This is a genomic window from Bacillus sp. FSL W8-0629 (assembly GCF_038593225.1).
GTDB lineage: Bacteria > Bacillota > Bacilli > Bacillales > Bacillaceae > Bacillus > Bacillus altitudinis.
In genome coordinates, this window is sequence record NZ_CP151975.1 from 1,312,072 (window position 1) to 1,326,535 (window position 14,464).

Annotated in this window: 16 protein-coding genes and 2 riboswitches; of the genes, 12 read left to right on the plus strand and 4 right to left on the minus strand. The window is 40.4% G+C overall.

The annotated features are described in order from the left end of the window. The first annotated feature begins 34 nt into the window (after positions 1–34). From NSQ17_RS06700 to NSQ17_RS06710, 3 genes are read left to right on the plus strand one after another with little or no spacing between them, the layout of a single operon-like run. On the plus strand, positions 35–562 hold the full coding sequence (locus NSQ17_RS06700) for a YetF domain-containing protein (RefSeq protein WP_008346127.1): 528 nt from the start codon (positions 35–37) through the stop codon (positions 560–562). Next, positions 559–723: a hypothetical protein gene (locus NSQ17_RS06705; protein WP_217967280.1), complete on the plus strand. Its 165-nt coding sequence runs from the start codon at positions 559–561 to the stop codon at positions 721–723. The genes NSQ17_RS06700 and NSQ17_RS06705 overlap by 4 nt, the downstream gene beginning before the upstream one ends. Beyond that, positions 716–898, plus strand: coding sequence for a hypothetical protein (locus NSQ17_RS06710; protein WP_008346122.1), 183 nt, complete (start codon positions 716–718; stop codon positions 896–898). Before NSQ17_RS06705 ends, NSQ17_RS06710 begins: the two co-directional genes overlap by 8 nt. A gap of 33 nt (positions 899–931) precedes the next feature. Here NSQ17_RS06710 and NSQ17_RS06715 read toward each other — a convergent pair whose 3' ends face one another. Beyond that, positions 932–1,951: an acyltransferase family protein gene (locus NSQ17_RS06715; RefSeq protein WP_007498757.1), complete on the minus strand. Its 1,020-nt coding sequence runs from the start codon at positions 1,949–1,951 to the stop codon at positions 932–934. Positions 1,952–2,244: 293 nt separating this feature from the next. On the opposite strand from NSQ17_RS06715, the gene NSQ17_RS06720 reads away from it, so the two are divergent. The 3 genes from NSQ17_RS06720 to NSQ17_RS06730 all read left to right on the plus strand — a co-directional run bounded on the left by NSQ17_RS06720 (position 2,245) and on the right by NSQ17_RS06730 (position 5,157). Beyond that, the gene (locus tag NSQ17_RS06720; protein ID WP_024719640.1) at positions 2,245–4,440 is read left to right on the plus strand and encodes a PAS domain-containing sensor histidine kinase; all 2,196 of its coding nucleotides are present in this window, start codon (positions 2,245–2,247) and stop codon (positions 4,438–4,440) included. A 1-nt stretch (position 4,441) separates the two neighbouring features. Beyond that, positions 4,442–4,933, plus strand: a complete 492-nt coding sequence (locus tag NSQ17_RS06725; protein WP_058337424.1) for a methylated-DNA--[protein]-cysteine S-methyltransferase — start codon at positions 4,442–4,444, stop codon at positions 4,931–4,933. A gap of 89 nt (positions 4,934–5,022) precedes the next feature. Further along, a complete protein-coding gene (locus NSQ17_RS06730) occupies positions 5,023–5,157 on the plus strand; it encodes a hypothetical protein (RefSeq protein ID WP_017359454.1) in 135 nt (44 codons plus the stop codon). Positions 5,158–5,181: 24 nt separating this feature from the next. Here the strand turns inward: NSQ17_RS06730 and mtnA are convergent, their stop codons facing one another. Further along, entirely contained in the window at positions 5,182–6,243 is a 1,062-nt protein-coding gene (gene mtnA, locus NSQ17_RS06735) for an S-methyl-5-thioribose-1-phosphate isomerase (RefSeq protein ID WP_017367119.1), read from the minus strand. Positions 6,244–6,249: 6 nt separating this feature from the next. Then, positions 6,250–7,443 (minus strand): S-methyl-5-thioribose kinase, encoded by a 1,194-nt coding sequence (mtnK, locus tag NSQ17_RS06740; protein ID WP_110487286.1) that lies wholly within the window; start codon positions 7,441–7,443, stop codon positions 6,250–6,252. Between the two features lie 79 nt (positions 7,444–7,522). Next, positions 7,523–7,682, minus strand: a riboswitch (SAM riboswitch). A gap of 163 nt (positions 7,683–7,845) precedes the next feature. On the opposite strand from mtnK, the gene NSQ17_RS06745 reads away from it, so the two are divergent. From NSQ17_RS06745 to NSQ17_RS06770, 6 genes are all read left to right on the plus strand, one after another. Beyond that, complete coding sequence (locus NSQ17_RS06745) at positions 7,846–9,036, plus strand: pyridoxal phosphate-dependent aminotransferase (RefSeq protein ID WP_268361423.1); 1,191 nt, start codon at positions 7,846–7,848, stop codon at positions 9,034–9,036. Between the two features lie 44 nt (positions 9,037–9,080). Beyond that, positions 9,081–9,182: riboswitch (SAM riboswitch) on the plus strand. A gap of 98 nt (positions 9,183–9,280) precedes the next feature. Further along, positions 9,281–10,498 (plus strand): 2,3-diketo-5-methylthiopentyl-1-phosphate enolase, encoded by a 1,218-nt coding sequence (gene mtnW / locus NSQ17_RS06750; protein ID WP_342467969.1) that lies wholly within the window; start codon positions 9,281–9,283, stop codon positions 10,496–10,498. After that, entirely contained in the window at positions 10,499–11,194 is a 696-nt protein-coding gene (locus NSQ17_RS06755; RefSeq protein ID WP_342467970.1) for a 2-hydroxy-3-keto-5-methylthiopentenyl-1-phosphate phosphatase, read from the plus strand. Further along, positions 11,158–11,790 carry a methylthioribulose 1-phosphate dehydratase gene (locus tag NSQ17_RS06760; RefSeq protein WP_045034965.1) on the plus strand — a complete coding sequence of 211 codons (633 nt, stop codon included), beginning with the start codon at positions 11,158–11,160 and terminating at the stop codon, positions 11,788–11,790. The genes NSQ17_RS06755 and NSQ17_RS06760 overlap by 37 nt, the downstream gene beginning before the upstream one ends. Before the next feature lie 16 nt (positions 11,791–11,806). After that, complete coding sequence (locus tag NSQ17_RS06765) at positions 11,807–12,337, plus strand: cupin domain-containing protein (protein ID WP_024719646.1); 531 nt, start codon at positions 11,807–11,809, stop codon at positions 12,335–12,337. 301 nt (positions 12,338–12,638) lie between these two features. Further along, positions 12,639–12,881 (plus strand): aspartyl-phosphate phosphatase Spo0E family protein, encoded by a 243-nt coding sequence (locus NSQ17_RS06770; RefSeq protein WP_008346101.1) that lies wholly within the window; start codon positions 12,639–12,641, stop codon positions 12,879–12,881. A 51-nt stretch (positions 12,882–12,932) separates the two neighbouring features. On the opposite strand, the gene NSQ17_RS06775 is transcribed toward NSQ17_RS06770, so the two are convergent. After that, positions 12,933–14,432 (minus strand): ATP-binding protein, encoded by a 1,500-nt coding sequence (locus NSQ17_RS06775; RefSeq protein ID WP_342467971.1) that lies wholly within the window; start codon positions 14,430–14,432, stop codon positions 12,933–12,935. Between the last annotated feature and the right edge of the window lie 32 nt (positions 14,433–14,464).

The following is a 14,464-nucleotide window of genomic DNA, read 5'->3' on the forward strand; positions in this document are numbered from 1 at the left end:
TGTTCGCAATCTATAGGTAAGAGGTGAAAGAGACGTGCTGGATGTGTTATGGAAAGCAATTGTAATGCTGCTCGTTGGTACTTTGCTGCTGAGAATAGCAGGGCCTAAATCCATTAGTCAATTAACGGTTCAACAGACAGTCATCATGATTTCGATTGGATCGATTATTATCCAACCCTTTATTGAGCATAATTTACTTGAAACCATTTATGCGGCCGCCATTTTTATTGTGGCGCTTGTGATTATGGAAAAGCTGTCGATCCAATTTGATTTTTTTGAAAAATTGGTTTCAGGGAAGTCTGTGGTGATTTTAGAGGATGGGGAAATGCTTGAACACAAGCTGAAAAAAACGCGGCTGACAAGGGATCAATTCAAAATGCGCTTAAAGCAGCAGGGCATCACAGACATTTGCAGTCTCAAAAAAGCAACACTAGAAGCGAATGGGCAAATTGGATATGAGTTAAAGCCTGAGGAAAAACCAGTGACAGTCAAACAAATGAAAGAGCTGTTTGATCAATTGAGCGAAGAACTAAACATGTTAAAAAGGAATGATGACAAATGAAAAGAAAAACAGCAAAAAATGAAGCACTCACGAATAATATGACGCCTACAGAAAGCATGGTACACGATCAAGGACAAACACAATTTGACGAGCAATCAGAAGACCGCCAAGCGAACCGAAATTCTCATCAAGGTAAACAGGGGGGAGCATCTCGTGACTAAAAAACATGTGAAAAGTAAAGATATGAAAGACCATAAAAAACCGATGAACCCCGATATCTTGGAAGAGGAATTTGGCAGCGAGCTAGGAGATATAAACAGCAGTAAATGGATTGATACCTTAATGAAGCCTAAAAAAAACGATGAATGTCACACTGAACAGAAAAACAAAAAATAAATAGAAAAAAACGATCCTGAGAGATCGTTTTTTCTATTTAATATAACTGTTTTGTCTGCCAGTAATGGTTCGCATCAGACTGGTCATTTTGAGCTCGATGACTGGTTGTGCAACAGTTTTAACAAATGTGCTAGATAAGGTAAAGGTTAAGAGGACCGTAAGCAGCAATAGAATCAATACACTTGCCGTATTTAGAGCCCAATCATCAAACCAAGTCGTTCTTAAAAGCTTAATCACAAAGCCGTGAAGTAAATAGACATATAACGTTCTTGTGCCCCATTTGGTAAAGAAGAACCGGCGTGTAGGGACTAATGCAAAGAAACTAAAGGTAGCAGCAAATGCAAGTAAATACCATGCCATTCGTTTCATAGCTGCAATGAGTCCTTCATCTCCAAGAGAAGCGTACGATTGTGACCCAAATAAAAAGGAATAATCGAATTCATAAAAATAGCAAAACATGAACACGGCCATCAGTACAAGAAGTGCAGTCAGTTTCCCTTTGCTTGTTCGGATAAATTCAAAGTGCTGCTTTTTTAAATAAAAGCCAGCTAAAAACATCGGCAAAAAGACAAACGTACGAGATAGGCTGAGTGTATCGCTAATGCTGTCCACGTAACCGACAAGTAACGCCATCGATAAACTAACAATCATTGCCCAGTGGAATGGCAGTTTTGAAAAAGGAATGAGTAGTAAGTTCCAAAAGAATAAACTGATTAAAAACCATAAAGACCATTGCGGATCAATCGGATTTAAGTTAGAGATGCTTTGATCCTGTAAGAAATAATAATACACAGAATAGATGACCTGAAAAATCAAATATGGGATGATCAGCTTAACTGCGACTTTTTTCATAAAACCTGGTTTTCTAAAACCTTTGGCAAAGAAGCCAGACACCAATATAAAAGCGGGCATATGGAATGTATAAATAAATTTATATAAGTAGAGTATCCAGTCATTATCATGTATGAATGACCGTAACAAATGACCAAAAACAACTAGAAAAATCAGAAGAAATTTTGCATTATCAAAATAACTGTCTCTCGTTGACGTCATAACATCACCTTTCCTGCTTCTTTTCGAACATAAACGTTCTAAGTGCACTGTTCCCTCATTTGCCCCATTTTAAAATACAAATTGGCTCATTTCGCTATTTGATGTGAAATTGTAGAACGGTTGTAAAAGAAGCGTAAGAAAAGAGAATCGTTATACAATCGTGTCATCCAAATGAAACAAATGAAGCAAGCCTCGTGTAAAAAGTTCTCTTTTTTTATGAGTCGAATGAAGGAACAATGAAAATCTTGTAGAAATATTGTAGAGGAATGAGGCTGGAAAAGGAGTGTAAGAGAATGACTGAAACGCTCGATGGTGCGAAAAATATCAGAAAATTAGAAAAAGAGAACGAATATTTGCGAAATGAATTGATACAGCACAAAATGCTGTTAAATAAGACGTTAGATGCGATTTTTATATTTGATCAGCACCTCAACATTATCCAAGCCAATGAAGCGACATGCAGGCTTGTACAAACACCGAAAGAAGACCTCCTCAATAAATCCGTTCTAGATTTCCTATACGGCATCCCGAAAAACAAAATTGACTGCTCGCTTGAGATTTTTTTTAGAAAAGGAACGTTAAAAAGAGAGATCTCCATTCAACTTGAAAATGGAGAGACAAAATATATTGAATTTGTGGCGGAGCACGACGTGGTGAATCAACAATATATTGTCGTCATGCGTGATATTTCTTCAAAGAAAATATTAGAGCGAGAACGTTCGATGAATGAGCAGCTGTTTAAAGATTTATTTGATCGAGCGATTGACGGTATGGTCATTTTTGATCAGGATGGTTGTATGATTGACGCCAATCACTCTTTTTGCCAGAGCTTTGAACTTCAAAAAACAGATTTAACAGACCGCTACTTAAATGAATTTGTTGAAGAAGAAAACCTTCCAGCGCTCCAGCAGCTCTTAACTTCATTGAAAGAAACAGGGAAAGCAAAGGGAGAACTTCCTGTTACCCTTCAATCTGGGCAGCACAAATTATTCGAACTGACCATCACATCCAATGTGATGAGTGGTTTTTACATGTCCATCATGCGTGATATTACAGAAAAAAGATTAATGGAAGAAAAGCTGCTAAAAAGTGAAGAACGTTTTAGAGAAATATTCGAAAATGCGATGGATGCCATCATCATTTGGGCGGATGATGGAGAAATTGTCAGGGCAAATGAATCAGCCTGCCGAATTTTTGAATTACCGATGCATCAGCTGATTGGCAAGAAACTCATGGATTTTCTAGTCAAATCTGATCGCAGATACCGGCCGACAAGAAGACGGTATATCAGGAATCTTGAAATCAGAGAAGAACTTCTCTTTAGAATGGCGAATGGCCAATTCAAAGAGCTTGAGTTCACCTCTAAGCATGCGGTATTAGAAGGACAGCACTTAACCATTCTACGGAATGTCAGTGACAGAAAGCGAATGGAAGAGGAGCTGCGAGAAAGTGAGCTCAAATTCCGTAAAGTATTTAATGGCTCTATGGATGGCATTGTTCTTTTCGATAATCAATACCGGATTATTGATGTGAATCCATCCGCAAGTGAACTGCTTGGCCTCAAAGATGATCACTTAACGGAAATGAACCTTTTTCATATCCTTGCGCCATATCAAATTGAAAATTTGGCACAGCCAGCTCAGGCGATGTCATTAGATGAGATGGACAATGAAGTTCCATTTGTGCTGAACCATCCAGATCAACGTATTTTGGAGTTTTCTTTTAAACGAAATATTATTCATAACATGAATTTGGCCATCTTTAGAGATGTGACTGAGCGCAAGGAATTAGAGGAGCGGGTAAGAAAATCGGATACGCTTCATGTTGTCGGAGAGCTTGCCGCTGGAATTGCCCATGAAATTAGAAATCCAATGACGGCTTTAAAAGGTTTCATTCAGCTGCTCAAAGGAAACATTGAAGGGGAGTATTCGCTCTATTTTAATGTCATCACATCAGAGCTAAAAAGAATCGAATCCATCATTACAGAATTTTTGATTTTAGCGAAACCGCAGGCCATCATCTATGAAGAAAAAAATGTCGTGCAAATTGTCAAAGACACGATGGACCTTCTTCACGCACAGGCCAATCTTGGCAATGTACAAATGCATTTAGATGTGCTCGATGATATTCCGCTCATCTACTGTGAACAAAATCAATTGAAGCAAGTCTTTATTAACATTTTAAAAAATGCGATTGAAGTAATGCCTCAGAAAGGAAATGTATACGTGAGCATTCAAAGGAAGGGGGAGGAGCACATTGTGATTTCTCTTCGTGATGAAGGCTGCGGCATGACAGAGGATAAACTAAAGCGTCTCGGAGAACCATTTTATACAACAAAAGAAAGAGGCACTGGACTTGGGTTAATGGTTAGTTATAAAATTATTGAAGAGCATCAAGGAACCATTGAAGTAGAGAGTGAAGAAGGGGTCGGAACAGTGTTCCATCTCACGCTTCCACTCCGGCAGCAGAAACAAGAAGGGGAGCTTTAATGTGTATTATACAGTCTATACCGCACCAATCGGGGCATTATATATACTAGAGAAAGATGGTGCCATCATTGAAGTGAAGTTTGATGATGAATCGTTTTTGGTCAAAGAGCAGAGAGACCGTTTTAAACAAGAAGACACGCCTGTATTAAAAGAAGCGAAAAAACAGCTGGATGAATATTTTAAGGGCGATCGGAAAGTGTTCGATCTCCCGCTCAAGCAAGCAGGCTCTCCGTTTCAAGAGCAAGTGTGGGAGGCACTTTCTACTATTCCGTATGGTGAATCAAAAAGCTATGCTGATATTGCAGAAGCGATCGGCAATCCAAAGGCTGTCAGAGCCATTGGACAAGCTAATAGACGCAATGCATTGCCTATTTTTATCCCGTGTCACCGGGTCATTGGAAAAGACAGGACTCTGACTGGTTATGCAGGGACGAAGACAGGGATGAAAGCGATCTTATTAGAATTAGAAGGCATCCCATTTGTTCAAAAATAAATGAATTGACCTGTTCCAAATGTTTAGTGAGCGACATATCCTTTTATTAAGCTAAAAAAGTTGGTCTAGGGAAAAAGGAGGCTGCTAACATGTTATGGGGCAAAAAAGATAAAATGTACGCCGTCACATCACTATGTGTCAAAATGAACGTGTTGACAGAAGAACAGAAAAAAGAAATATTAGCAAAAACGAACGAAACAAAAAAGCGCGGTGCTCTTAAATGATAAGAACTCCGCGCTTTTGTTTGATTAAAGTGACACGCTTTCGGTGAATAGTGCATCAATCTCTTCTGTATAGTTGGAAGTGATAATGCCTTTTTCTGTAATGATCCCGGAAATGAGATGATGAGGAGTGACATCAAAGGCAGGGTTAAATACCTGCACGTCAGGAGGCGCAATTTGGATGCCGTTTAATTCCTTTACTTCCTGTGGGTCGCGTTCTTCAATCGGAATATCTGACCCATCCTGAGTTGACACATCAAAGGTCGAAAGAGGCGCAGCCACAAAAAATGGAATTTGAAAGTGTTTAGCTAAAATAGCCAGACTTAACGTTCCAATTTTATTTGCTGTATCACCGTTTCTAGCGATTCGATCTGCACCAACAATAACGGCAGAAATTTGTTTTTCTTTCATCGTATGGGCTGCCATATTATCCGTGATAAGCGTCACATCTACGCCACCCTGCATCAATTCCCATGTCGTCAGACGAGCGCCTTGAAGGACAGGACGTGTTTCACATGCGTAAATGTGAAGATCGAGGTTTTTCTTTTTTGCTAAATAAAAGGGTGCAAGCGCTGTTCCGTACCGGCTTGTGGCAATGGAGCCTGCGTTGCAAATGGTCATAATTCGATCACCAGATTTAAAGAGCTGAAGAGCATTTTGACCGATTTGCCGGCATGTTTCTTCATCTTCGATTTGAATTTGAATGGCTTCATGGACAAGATCAGTTTTGGCTGCATTCACCGAAGCAGCACGCTCAATGCGCTGATAAAGCCGGTCTAATGCCCAGGCAAGATTCACAGCGGTTGGACGAGCACTGTTTAAATATTCTTTCAGGCGAGCGACTTCTCGCTTAAAGAGATCAATGTCTTCTGTATCAATCTCTTGTGCACTGAGTGCGAGCCCAAAAGCCGCTGTAATGCCAATAGCAGGTGCTCCGCGTACTTTTAGTGTCACAATGGCATCATACACATCTTCTTTTGTATATAAATGCTCAAACACGGTTTCAGCGGGTAATTTTTGCTGATTCAAAATGTTGATACGGTTTTCTTCCCATTCGACGGAACGGGGAACTTCAAATTCTTTAGACAAAACTCGTCACTCCTTTACAGTTTGCTGGAATAATGCGACGAGGTCAGACGCTGTTTCCACTGCTTGATATTGTTTGATGAATGTTTTTCCTAGTGTAAGTGCTGCTTTTTTCTGCTGAAGCCTTCTAGAATGTGATGGAATCGCATCGAGATCAGCCGCATGCGCAAGACCGATGGTTCGGCGAACAAGCTCACAGCCAGCAAAGCCGGTGGCTTCTTTTAAAATACGGTCAAACGTTGTTTCTAAAAAGCTGTCCGATACACTAAACGCTTCAATACTGTCTTCTTTCCATGCTTTTGTGAACACTTCTTTGAATGTTGTCCACACATTGACGACATGATCAAAAAGGTGCTGCTGATCCTGCTCATTCTCATGAGATAAAGCATTTATGAACAGATTGGCAATAAAGTGACCGATATCGAATCCGAAAGGACCGTAAAAAGCGAACTCTGGATCAATGATTTTCGTTTCCGTTTCGTTTGCAAAAATACTGCCTGTATGAAGATCTCCATGTACCAGTGTTTCAGCAGAGGTTAAGAAGATCCGTTTCAATTCGGCTGCTTTTGCTTGCAGTTCAAGATCAGCCCATAGTGCTTGTGCTTCTTCTCTTAATTCCTCTTCGAAGTCATTCGTTTCGCTGTCAAAGAAAGGATCTGTGAAGACGAGTTTTTCTGTAATGTCACAAAGATCAGGGTTCGTAAACTGCTTCACGAATTGTTTTTTGATTTTAGGATTTGTGGCAAAGTCAGACGTGTAAAATAGTGTTTTGCCTAAAAATTCTCCGACATGATCTGATAAATACGGATAATGTTTTCCGGCAATTAGCCCTTTTCTGACGATTTCAAGGTGTGATAGATCTTCCATTGCTGTGACAGCAAGAGCTGTATCCGAATAATAGACGGTTGGTACGAGATGTGGTGCATACTCTGATTGCTTGATGAGTGCTGCACTTTCAATTCTTGCACGATCTAATGTCAGCGGCCAGCTTTCTCCAACGACTTTTGCGTAAGGAAGGGCCTGCTTGATAATCAGTCCTTTTGCTTGTTTGTGATCATAAATATGAAAGACGTAATTTAAATTTCCGTCGCCAATTTCAGTACAGGTCAAATGACTGCTCTCCTGAATCAATCCGAGTCTAATGGCAAGTGCAACTGCCGAACTTTCTGTTAATTCTTCATATGATGCCGTAAGTGTAACCAATTGTTTCCCCTCCAAATCATATAAAAAAGCCTCTTTCTCCTGAGAGAAAGAGGCTTGATGGCGTGTATGCTCGAAGCCTCTCTTATCTCTCAGCACATACGTCTGATGGAATTAGCACCGTGCCCTATAAGACAATTGTCTTGGCGCTGTACTTGCTGCGCCCCACTTCACAGTGGTATTAACGGTCGGTTGCTGTTGGGGTCAAAAGGCCAAATCCCTCGCCCAACTCTCGATAAGAGAAATCAATATGTAATTGTTTCATGTCTGCTTGCATTTCTTAATTCTAGATATTATCAGAGCTGCAGTTCACATGTCAATCTTTTTTCAAAATTGCTTTACAATTCATAAAACAATCCATTACAGTGATTGTATTGTCACGTAACTTGAATAGAAGGTGAAAAAATGGAATTCCAACAATCGGATGTATTGAAACATTTACCGAAACAATTTTTTGCGTCGCTTGTACAAAAAGTACAGAAAAAAGTGCAGGAAGGGGCAGATGTGATTAATTTAGGTCAAGGAAATCCTGATCAGCCCACTCCTCCACATATTGTGAAAGCGATGCAGGAAGCGGTAGCAAAACCTGAAAATCATCAATACTCCTCATTCCGCGGGACAGCGAAACTAAAAAAAGCTGCAGCTGCTTTTTATGAAAGAGAATATGGCGTCACGCTTGACCCAAAGACAGAGATTGCCATCTTATTTGGAGGGAAAGCGGGACTAGTCGAATTGCCGCAATGTTTGCTGAATCCAGGTGATACGCTGCTTGTTCCAGATCCAGGATATCCTGATTACTGGTCAGGCGCTGTGCTTGCCGGAGCTCGCATGGTCACAATGCCTCTTCTTGAACAAAATGATTTTTTACCTGACTACCACCAATTGTCAGAGCAGGATAAGAATCAAGCAAAATTGATGTACTTAAATTACCCAAATAATCCGACTGGTGCGACTGCAACCCGGACATTTTTTGAAGATACTGTTGCGTTTGCGAATGAAAATAAGATGTGTGTAGTCCATGATTTTGCATATGGCGGCATAGGATTTGACGGCGAAAAGCCCCTTAGTTTCCTGCAAATAGACGGAGCAAAAGAGACAGGTATTGAAATCTATACATTGTCCAAAACGTATAATATGGCTGGTTGGAGAGTCGGTTTTGCAGCAGGGAATGCCTCTGTTATCGAAGCCATTGAGCTTTATCAGGATCACCTGTTTGTGTCACTGTTTAAAGCAACTCAAGATGCAGCAGCAGAAGCACTTTTAAGCGATCAAACGTGCGTACAAGTACAAAATGATCGGTACGAAAAAAGACGAAACACTTGGATTGCTGCATGCAAAGAGATTGGCTGGGACGTCAGTGCGCCAAAGGGCTCGTTTTTTGCTTGGTTAAAGGTGCCTGAAGGGTATACATCTGAAACTTTTTCTGATGTATTATTAGAAAAAGCACATGTTGTTGTGGCACCCGGGAATGGCTTTGGTGCTCACGGTGAAGGCTACGTCAGAGTCGGACTTTTAACAAGTGAGGAGCGGCTAAAGGAAGCAGCTGATCGTATCGCTGCCTTGCAGTTATTTGAAAAAAAGCCATTGACAACGTAAAAAAATGGTGCGATAATTCAGGCAATATTTAAGAAAATTGAATATTCTTATCAAGAGTAGGCAGAGGGACTAGCCCAATGAAGCCCGGCAACCGACTTCCATGAAGCACGGTGCTAATTCTTGCAGCAAGCGCTGAGAGATAAGATTCGGATGAATGAGACGAAACCTCTTTAACGCGCTGATCAAGCACTTAAAGAGGTTTTTTATTGACCATATACAGGACGCAATCGAAAGGGGATTCCTAGTGAGTGAACTACTGGCAACATACGTACTAACACATCGAGAGGATGAACAAATAGACCGAAAAGCAGAGCAGATCGCACTTGGGTTAACGGTCGGGTCATGGACGGACTTGCCGCAGCTCAAAAAGGAGCAGCTGAAAAAACATAAAGGCCGTGTGGTGAGCGTAAAAGAACAGTCTCCCGCAAATGGTGGTCTGTATCAAACAGAGGTGACCATTGCTTATCCTGAGGCGAACTTTTCAGCTGATATAATAGCGGTGTTGACGACGATTTTTGGAAAGCTTTCACTGGATGGGAAAGTAAAGCTCGTCGATATCGAATTTTCGGAAAGGTTTAAAAGCTGTCTGCCAGGACCGGTATTTGGCATTGAGGGGATACGAAAGAAAGTAGGCGTGTTTGATCGGCCACTATTGATGAGTATATTTAAAGGCGTGATCGGCCGTGATATGGAGGATTTAAAAGAACAGCTCCGCTTACAGGCTTTAGGTGGAGTAGACTTCATCAAAGATGATGAGATTTTATTTGAAAGCCCATTAGCCCCTTTTGAAGATCGAATCAAGGAAGGAAAAAAGATATTAAAAGAAACATATGAAGAGACAGGACATCGCACGCTTTATGCTGTTAATTTAACTGGTAGAACTTTTGATTTGAAAGATCGAGCAAGAAAGGCAGCCGAACTCGGGGCTGATGCGCTTTTATTCAATGTTTTTGCCTATGGACTTGATGTCATGCAAAGCTTGGCTGAAGATCCAGAGATCCCATTGCCGATCATGGCACATCCGGCAGTGAGCGGTGCAATGACATCATCTCCAGACTATGGATTCTCGCATTCTCTTCTTTTAGGCAAATTAAATCGATATGCTGGTGCTGATTTAAGTCTTTTTCCCTCTCCTTATGGATCAGTCGCCCTTCCGAAAAAAGATGCCATTGGCATTTTCGAAGAATGTGTGAAAGAGGATACAGTTCAACAAACATTTCCTGTCCCTTCAGCAGGCATTCACCCGGGAATGGTGCCGATCTTAATCAAAGATTTTGGACTTGATCATGTCATTAATGCAGGCGGGGGAATTCACGGACATCCGCGGGGAGCAATTGGAGGAGGGAAAGCCTTTCGTTCGATCATTGATGCGGTGGTCAAAAAAGAGTCTATCGAAGAAAAAGCATCAACTTGTCAAGACTTACAAGCAGCACTTGATCTTTGGGGAAGGGTAGCAGAATAAATGAAAAAACCAATTGTATGTTGTGATTTTGATGGCACGATTACGAAAAATGATAATATCATTCGCATCATGAAGCAGTTTGCTCCGAAAGAATGGACGAAATGGAAGGATGGTGTTCTAGCAAAAGAGATCACGATCCAAGAAGGCGTCGGGCAGATGTTTCAGTTACTGACGAGTGATCAGAAAGAAGCCATTCGGTCATTTATTTTAGAGGATACAGAGATTCGTGAAGGATTTGAACAGTTTGTCGATGATGTCAAAAAAGCAGACATTCCTTTCTATGTACTCAGCGGCGGTATGGACTTTTTTGTCTATCCAATCCTTGAAGGGATTGTCGAACAAGAGAATATTTATTGTAACCATGCATCATTTAAAGAAGATCATATTCAAATTGAATGGCCGCATGCCTGTGATTCAGAATGCCAAAATGGCTGTGGCTGCTGCAAGCCTTCCATTATTCGAGAGCTGACGCAGGGAGATGATTTTATTATCATGATTGGTGATTCAGTGACTGATATTGAGGCAGCGAAACATGCGGATCTCACGTTTGCGCGTGATTATTTACTGAACGAATGTAAAGAGCTAGGGCTCGTACATAAAGAGTATGAAACATTTGTTGATCTAAAAGCGCAATTTGATCAAATAAAGGAAGTGAAGGAATGGCAGACGAGAAGAGTAAACGCTGGAAGGAACTAGCAGACGTCAAACGTGAATTGGCACAAAGAGACTGGTTTTACGGAACAAGCGGCAATTTATCGATAAAAGTGTCGGATGATCCCATCACGTTTTTGGTGACGGCAAGCGGCAAAGATAAACGAAAAGAAACCGATGAAGATTTTGTTCTTGTTGATGCAGCAGGTCAGCCGGTTCATCCGAATGAGCCGCTCAGGCCATCAGCTGAAACACTGCTTCACACATACGTTTATGAGCGGACGAAAGCAGGATGTTGTCTACACGTCCACACGATCGATAACAATGTCATTTCTGAGCTGTATGGCGATAAAGGAGAAGTTCGTTTTAAAGGTAACGAAATCATTAAAGCGCTTGGTTATTGGGAAGAGGATGCAGAAGTTGCTGTTCCTATTATTGAAAACCCAGCTCATATTCCGCACCTTGCAGAGCAATTTGCAGTGCACCTGACGGACGATGCTGGTGCTGTACTCATTCGTAATCATGGCATCACCGTTTGGGGGAAAACCGCATTTGAAGCCAAACGAGTCTTAGAGGCTTATGAATTTTTATTTACCTATCATTTGAAAGTAGCGCTTTATCAAAAGCAGCTTGTTAAATAAAAAGGAGGAAACACACATGGCGACCATTTACATTCATAATGAAGAGAACACGTTACTTGAGAACGAACAAGAGGTCCAGGCATATTTAGAACAGCAAGGGGTCATTTATGAACATTGGGATATTGAAAAACTACCAAAACAGTTATCAGAAAAGTACGATTTAACAGATGATGAAAAGGAAGAAATTTTAACTGTGTTTCAAGAGGAAATAAAGAGTATCTCCGAGCGAAGAGGATACAAAGCGCAGGATGTGATTTCATTATCAGATGCGACCCCTAACCTGGATGAACTGCTTCAAAACTTTAAACGTGAGCATCATCATACGGATGATGAAGTCAGATTTATCGTGAGCGGTCATGGAATCTTTGCCATTCAAGGCAAAGACGGCGTCTTTTTTGATGTGAGACTGAATCCAGGTGATTTAATTTCTGTGCCCCCGAATATTCGTCACTACTTTACACTTCAAGAAGATCGTCAAGTCGTTGCAGTTCGCATATTTGTCACAACTGAGGGCTGGGTGCCAATTTACGAAGAAGAAACGGTTTAATAGTGGGAGCTGATCATTTCGCATGAGGCGGAAGATCAGCTTTTTTTTAGGAAAATAGACATAAAATGAGAGAGAAAATAGTTGATTTTGGTCTTCTGCATAGGATAAAATTCTGTTTAATCAATGTGTCAGTCCTGTCCAATTTTGAAGTTTACCCCCAGAATTCATTGGGTAAAAGGTCTTTAGGCTGTAAAAAATTAAATAAAATAAGCATATTTAATTTAATTTACAAATAAAGTATAATTTTGGTGTCGGATCATTTAGAGCGTAGACAGACGAATTCATAGCGGGAGCTGAGATCATGAATATTTATGTACGGAAAGAACAGCTATTAATGTCAATTGATGAAAAGAGAAGACAAATGGTAGAAGCTGCTCAAGTAGAAGGCTATACAGGTGAGACGACAATTAAATATAGTCAAGAACTGGACAACCTGATGAATGAGTATCAGTATCTTCTTTTTCATGAACAACAATCTGTTGCTTCCTTTCATGATCTTGTGTCACAAATGAGTCTCCTTTCTGTCAATCGTCCTTCTTATTGACATCAAAAAACCGGTCTTGCCATTAGCAAAACCGGATGAATGCTTCAGCTATTAGTGTGCAGAAGGGAGCATGATGATCACGGTTGTTCCTTTATTCACTTCGCTCTCGATATCGATTGTGCCCCCATACATCGAAATGATTCGTTTACACACAACAAGCCCAAGACCTGTTCCTTTTTCTTTCGACGTAATAAAAGGGAGGAAGATATGTTTCAGCATCTCTTCTGGTATACCTTCACCTGTATCTTTCACTTTTATGATGACCTGTTCTTTTTCAGCCTCAATGACAATCTTCAAATGACCGCCATTTGGCATCGCTTCTAACGAGTTTTTCGCTACATTCAATACCACTTGTTTAATGTGATCCTTCGTGCAATACACGCCAACATCTTGAATGGTGTTGATTTGCAAATCAACCTCGACATTATAAAGGTTCGCCTCAGAAAATATAATGGGCATGATCTCACTCACAATTTCTTTCACAGAATTATTTTGCCACTTTTCAGCCGTTGGTTTTCCTAGCACAAGAAACTCACTGACGATTTGGTTAATCCGTTTAATTTCTTCCTCGATGACAGAAAAATAAAGCTGATCCTCTTCTGAACGATACTTCTTTTGCAAAAGTTGAATAAACCCGCTAATGCCTGTTAATGGATTGCGAATTTCATGCGCTGTACTTGCCGCAAGTGTTCCAATGAGTTCAAGTTTTTGTGCTTCATTTTGGTGGCGTTCCTGCTGGGTTTGTCGTCTTAAAATGATATATTGGACGAGTGTGAATAAGATATTTAAGAGAATAAATGCACTGGATAAAGGAAATAGCATCACAGACAGTACTTCACTTGTTGTCGCACGCTGCGGAAAAACCTCCAGCTTCCAGCTGTTTTCATCTAAATATGTAGACACGGTGCTATCACTTTCAGATGCTGGCTGTGGACCACTTGTAAACACAACGTCTCCATTTTGATTCAGCATCTTAAAATGAAGCTCTGGGTTTAATACATTCATAATATTTCTTAAATAATCAATTTGAATCGCAGCGACTAGCACATCCGTGACTTCGTCGTTTTCATTCAAAACAGGGACACAAATGGAGAGAATCCGCTGCTTAGTAATGCGGCTTACATAGTTATCTGTGATGACGGTCTGTTTTGTGACTTGAATACGTTTAAAGTAATCTCTAAATGACAGGTTGATTTTTTCCTTTAATGGTGTGGTGCTGGCTGTGACATTTCCTTTTTGGTCTAGGAGATACAGGCCTGAAAAACGAGGTTCTTGTTTATAGATTTTCTCTAGGATGTTTTGTACTCTTTTCGTTTCAAGCGGCTGGTCAAATCCCATGGCAAGGGAAGTTAATCTTGCTTCTGTTTCACTGATTAAATAATTCATTTGGTTTTTGTGAATATTTAACATAAGTGTAGCGGTTTGTTTGTTTTTTACATCAATTTTCTCAGTTTCTTTTTCGTAGATAAAATAACTAATGATGAGGGTTGGAATCACGACCAAAATAAGGTAAAGCTTGATCTTCTTCCAAAACCCTTTCAGTATACTCATGATTCATCGCTCCAACGTATTACCTAATAGAC

Bases quoted from the DNA above. Each gene is read 5' to 3' on its own strand.
- NSQ17_RS06705 (WP_217967280.1), top strand. From the start codon at position 559: ATGAAAAGAAAAACAGCAAAAAATGAAGCACTCACGAATAATATGACG.
- NSQ17_RS06715 (WP_007498757.1), bottom strand. From the start codon at position 1,951: ATGACGTCAACGAGAGACAGTTATTTTGATAATGCAAAATTTCTTCTG.
- NSQ17_RS06720 (WP_024719640.1), top strand. From the start codon at position 2,245: ATGACTGAAACGCTCGATGGTGCGAAAAATATCAGAAAATTAGAAAAA.
- NSQ17_RS06730 (WP_017359454.1), top strand. From the start codon at position 5,023: ATGTTATGGGGCAAAAAAGATAAAATGTACGCCGTCACATCACTATGT.
- NSQ17_RS06745 (WP_268361423.1), top strand. From the start codon at position 7,846: ATGGAATTCCAACAATCGGATGTATTGAAACATTTACCGAAACAATTT.
- NSQ17_RS06755 (WP_342467970.1), top strand. From the start codon at position 10,499: ATGAAAAAACCAATTGTATGTTGTGATTTTGATGGCACGATTACGAAA.
- NSQ17_RS06760 (WP_045034965.1), top strand. From the start codon at position 11,158: ATGGCAGACGAGAAGAGTAAACGCTGGAAGGAACTAGCAGACGTCAAA.
- NSQ17_RS06765 (WP_024719646.1), top strand. From the start codon at position 11,807: ATGGCGACCATTTACATTCATAATGAAGAGAACACGTTACTTGAGAAC.
- NSQ17_RS06770 (WP_008346101.1), top strand. From the start codon at position 12,639: ATGAATATTTATGTACGGAAAGAACAGCTATTAATGTCAATTGATGAA.
- NSQ17_RS06775 (WP_342467971.1), bottom strand. From the start codon at position 14,432: ATGAGTATACTGAAAGGGTTTTGGAAGAAGATCAAGCTTTACCTTATT.